The organism is Kitasatospora sp. NPDC047058 (assembly GCF_040643935.1).
Taxonomy (GTDB): domain Bacteria; phylum Actinomycetota; class Actinomycetes; order Streptomycetales; family Streptomycetaceae; genus Kitasatospora.
In genome coordinates this window covers 1-4,705 of sequence record NZ_JBEYVJ010000474.1, presented here as the reverse complement: position 1 = coordinate 4,705, position 4,705 = coordinate 1, and the positions used below count along the sequence as shown (strand labels likewise).

Annotated in this window: 2 protein-coding genes; both read right to left on the bottom strand. The window is 76.0% G+C overall.

Annotated elements, in window-relative coordinates:
* Positions 1 to 69: 69 nt before the first annotated feature.
* Positions 70 to 777, bottom strand: coding sequence for an alpha/beta fold hydrolase (locus ABZ885_RS35690; RefSeq protein WP_360198311.1), 708 nt, complete (start codon positions 775 to 777; stop codon positions 70 to 72).
* A 60-nt stretch (positions 778 to 837) separates the two neighbouring features.
* Positions 838 to 4,705: amino acid adenylation domain-containing protein (locus ABZ885_RS35685; protein ID WP_360198308.1), on the bottom strand; the 3,868-nt coding region annotated here is incomplete at its 5' end.

The following is a 4,705-nucleotide window of genomic DNA, read 5'->3' as shown; positions in this document are numbered from 1 at the left end:
CCCGCACACCCCCAGGCGTTCTCAGCCTGGGGGTGTGCGGGCCCCTTCCTCGCGTTGTGCCGCGCCGCGTCACACGGCCGCGGCCGCCGTCGCCGCGCGGACGATCCCCAGCACATCGGGCACCGCGTTGTTCAGGTACATGTGCCCGCCGGCCATCTCCACCAGCGTGAAGTCGGCGCTGGTCGCCCGCTCCCAGGCCCGCGCCTCGGCGAGCTCGACGCACTCGTCGTCGCGCCCGCGCAGGGCGGTGATGCCCACCGGGAGCACGGCGTCCGGGTCGAAGCGGTAGGTCTCGTACATCTCCACGTCCGCCCGCAGGGTCGGCAGAATCAGCTCCCGCATCCCCGGGTTGTCCAGGGCCGGGTGCCGGTAGCCGGCGAACTCCTCGATCCGCTCGATGAACTGCTCGTCCGGCAGGCCGGTGGCCCGACGGCTCCGCGGCGCTCCCGGGGCCGGCGCCCCGCTGGCGAACAGCCGGACCACCTCGACGTCCGGCGCCGCGGCCAGCTCCAGGGCGAGCGCGTAGGCGAGCACACCGCCGCTGCTGTGCCCGAACAGCGCCACGCGGGTGCCCCGCACGGCCTCCAGCAGCTCCGGCAGCACCAGGCGCACCGCCTCGGGGACGCTCCTGAGCGGCTCCTCCTCGATGAGCCGCTCACGCCCCGGCAGCCGCACCGGAACGATCCGGATGTCCGGCTCGGCGGGCGCGTTCCAGGACCGGAAAGACATCGCGCCGGCCCCGGCGAAGGGGACGCAGACGAGGGACAACTCAGGCATCTTCCACCACTTTCCGATGTTGCGTCACGGACGGCAGGGCTCCGGGGCCCGTCCTGCCGGTCATTCCGGGACCCCGGGGGGGCCCGGCACGGTTCCGGGGTCTGCCACGAACTGCTCCAGCCGGGTGGCGAACGCGTCCAGCAGGCGGGCCGCCACCCCTTCCTCGAACAGGTCGAGGGCGTGGTCGAGGACGATGTCGACGCCGTCCGGCTCCCCTGCCGGCCCCCGGCGCTCGGCCAGCTCGAAGCGCAGGTCGAAGCGGGCCGTCCGGTCGGGCGACGGCTCCGGTTCCACCGTCAGGCCGGGCAGCGCGAGCCGCGGCACCGCGTTGTTCTGGAAGGCCAGCATGACCTGGAACAGCGGGTGCCGGCCGGTCACCCGCTCCGGCGCGAGCGCCTGGACGACCTGGTCGAACGGCACGTCCTGGTGCGCGTGGGCGGCCAGAACGGTGCCGCGGACCCGGGCGAGCAGCTCCCGGAAGGTCGGGCGCCCGCCGGTCCGGATGCGCAGCACGAGGGTGTTCACGAAGAAGCCGACCAGCGGGTCGAGGGCCTCGTCGGTGCGGCCGGCGATCGGCGTGCCGATCGGGACGTCGTCCCCTGCGCCGTGTTCGGCGAGCACGGCCGCCAGCGCGGCCTGGCAGACCATGAACGGGCTGCTCGCCGTCGCCCGGGCCAGCTCCACCAGGTCCCGGTGGGCGGACGCCGGCAGCCGGGCCGACAGCCGGCCGGCCGGGCCGCCGGGGCCCGGCGGCCGCGGGCGGGCCCCGGCGATACTCAACTCCTCGGAGATTCCGTCGAGTTCGCGCCGCCAGTAGGCGAGCTGCCGGCCGAGCCGGGAGTCCTGGTCCGCCTCGTCGCCGAGCAGCGCCAGCTGCCACAGGGCGAAGTCCGCGTACTGCACCGCGAGTCCGGGCCAGTCCGGCGCGCCGCCGACGACCCGGGCGGTGTACGCGCGGGCCACGTCCCGGGCCAGCGGGGCCAGCGACCAGCCGTCGCAGACGATGTGGTGCAGCACCAGGAGCAGCACGTGCTCGTCGTCCGCCAGGCGGAACAGCCGGGCCCGCACCGAGGTCTCGGCGGTGAGGTCGAAGCCCCGCGCCGTCTCGGCCGCCACCGCCCCGGGTAGCTCCGCGGCGCCGACCAGGACGGGGTCCAGTCGCAGCGGGGCCTCCTCCGGGTCGAGCACCACCTGTTGGGGGCGGCCGTCCCAGTCGGGGAAGGCCGTGCGCAGGCTCTCGTGCCGGGCGACCACGTCGTTGAGGGCCTGCTCCAGCGCCACCGGGTCGAGGGGTCCGCGCAGCCGCAGCACCATCGGCATCAGGTGGTCCCCGCCCGCTCCGGCCAGCCGGTTGCGGAACCACAGCCGGCGCTGCACCGGGGCGAGCGGGATCTCCAGTGGCCGCTCCGCCGCCCGCAGCGCCGGCCGGGTGGTCGCCTCCGCCCGCTCCAGCCACTCGTCCAGGACCGCGACCGTCGGGGCCTCGAAGAGGGTCCGCAGCGGGACCTCCACGCCGAGTTCGGCCCGGATCCGGCTGATCAGCCGGGTGGCGAGCAGCGAGTGCCCGCCCAGGTCGAAGAAGGAGTCGTCGATGGTGACGGCATCCAGGGCCAGCACGTCGGCGAACAGCTTGCACAGCAGTTCCTGGCGCCCGGTGCGCGGGGCGCGGCCGGCCGAGAGCGCCGCGAAGTCGGGCTCCGGAAGGGCCCGGCGGTCGGTCTTGCCGCTTGCGGTCAGCGGCAGCTCGGCCACCGTCACGACGAGGGCCGGGACCATCTGGTCGGGCAGCCGCTCCCGCGCGTACCGGCGCAGCTCGGTGCCGGTCCCCGGGTCCGCGCCGGGCACCGGCACCACCCAGGCGATCAGGCGGTGCTCGCCGACGCCGTCGGCCCGCCCGGCGACCACGGCCCGGTCCACGGCGGGGTGGCCGGCCAGCACCGCCTCCACCTCGCCCGGCTCGACCCGCACGCCGCGGATCTTCAGCTGGTCGTCGGCGCGCCCCAGGTACTCCAGCTGCCCGTCCGGGCGGCGGCGCACCAGGTCGCCGGTGCGGAACATCCGCTCGCCCGGCGGGCCGAACGGGCAGGGCAGGAAGCGCTCCCGGGTGAGCTCCTCCTGGTGCAGGTAGCCGTCGGCCAGGCAGGTGCCGGCCACGTACAGCTCGCCCACCACCCCGGTCGGCACCGGGCGGCGCCAGGAGTCCAGGACGTAGGTCCGGGTGTTCCACACCGGGCGGCCCGCCAGCACCTCGGCGCCGTCGTACTCGGCGAAGAGGGTGTCCGCTCCCGTCTCGGAGGAGCCGTAGAAGTTGACCAGCCGCGAGCCGGGCAGGGTCTCGGCGAAGCGCCGGGCGAGCCGGGGCGGCAGCGCCTCCCCGCTCGACACCCAGAGCCGGCACGACGTCAGGTCCCGGTGCCCGGCCAGGTCGAGCATCGACTCCAGCAGGCTCGGCACCACGGTGACCCGGCACTCGCCGGCGGAGGCGACGAACTCCGCCAGGGCGGTGGCGCTGCGGGCGGTCGCGCTGTCGGCGAGCGCGATCCGGGCGCCGTTCAGCAGGGCGCCCAGCAGCTCGACCGGCCCGTCGACGAAGCCGAGGGTCGTCTTGGCGACCACCGTCTCGGCCGGGCCGTACGGGAACTGCTCGGCGTACCACGCGATCCGGTTGAGCAGCGTCCGCCCGCTGACCAGCACGCCCTTCGGCCGTCCGGTCGAGCCCGAGGTGTAGATGATGAGGGCGGTGTCGGCCGGGGTCGGCGCGGCGGTCCGGTCCGCGTCCGCCAGGTCCTCCGGGGACAGGTGCGCGACGGCCGCGGCGAAGCCGTCCTCGGCCTCGGCGGCGGCCACGACCAGGGGCACGGCCCCGATGAGCGGGCGCAGCGCCTCGGTGGTGAGCACCGCGGCGGGTGCGGCGTCGGCGAGGGTGAAGCGGACCCGGTCGGCCGGGTTGTCCGGGTCCACGGGGACGAACGCGGCGCCGCACTTCAGCACGGCGAGCAGCGCGACCACCAAGTCGACCGAGCGGGGCAGCAGCACGGCGACCCGCTGCCCCGGTCCCGCACCGCCGGCGGCCAGCAGCCGGGCCAGCCGGTTGGCCCTGGCGTTCAGCTCGCCGTAGCGGACGGACCGCCCCGCGAGGACCAGTGCCTCGTTCCCGGGGCCGCGCCGCGCCTGCTCCTCGAACCGATCCGCGAGGGTGCCCCGGGGCAGCGTCCGCACGGCGCCGTGGCAGTCCTCCAGCAGTTGTGCGCGCTCCCCGTCGAGCAGCGGCACCAGGTCGGCCAGGGGGCCGTCGGATCCGTCGGCCAGCGCCGCCAGCAGCCCGGCCAGCCGGTCGGCCCAGCGGCGGGCCTCATCGGCGTCGACCAGGTCGCGGCGGTGGCCGATCCGCAGTTCCAGCTCCGCCCCGGGAACGACCGTCAGACTCAGCGGGTAGTGGGTGGCGTCCTCGATGTCGGCGGCCACCAGCCGCAGCCCCGGGGCGAGTTCGTCCCCGACCGCCGCGTCGACGGGGTAGTTCTCGAACGCCGTGACGGTGTCGAAGAGGACGGGCAGCCCGGTGAGCGCCTGGATCTCGGCCAGCCCGAGGTGGTGGTGCGGCAGCAGCCCGGCCTGCTCGTCGCGCAGCCGCGCGAGGAAGGCCGGGACCGTCTCCTCCGGGTGCGGGCGCACCCGCATCGGCAGGGTGTTGGTGAGCAGCCCGACGACGGACTCCACCCCGGGCAGCTCCGGCGGCCGGCCCGACACCACGGTGCCCAGCACCACGTCGGGGTTGCCGGTCAGCCAGCCGAGCAGCAGGCCCCAGGCTCCCTGGAGCACGGTGTTCAGGGTGACCTGGTGGCGGCGGGCGAGCGCGGCCAGCGCCGCGGTCCGGTCCTGTGGCAGCCGCACGGTGACCGTCCCGGGCAGCCGGCCCGGTCCGGCGGCG

Coding starts and splice junctions, on each gene's coding strand:
- ABZ885_RS35690 (WP_360198311.1), bottom strand. CDS start 777: ATGCCTGAGTTGTCCCTCGTCTGCGTCCCCTTCGCCGGGGCCGGCGCG.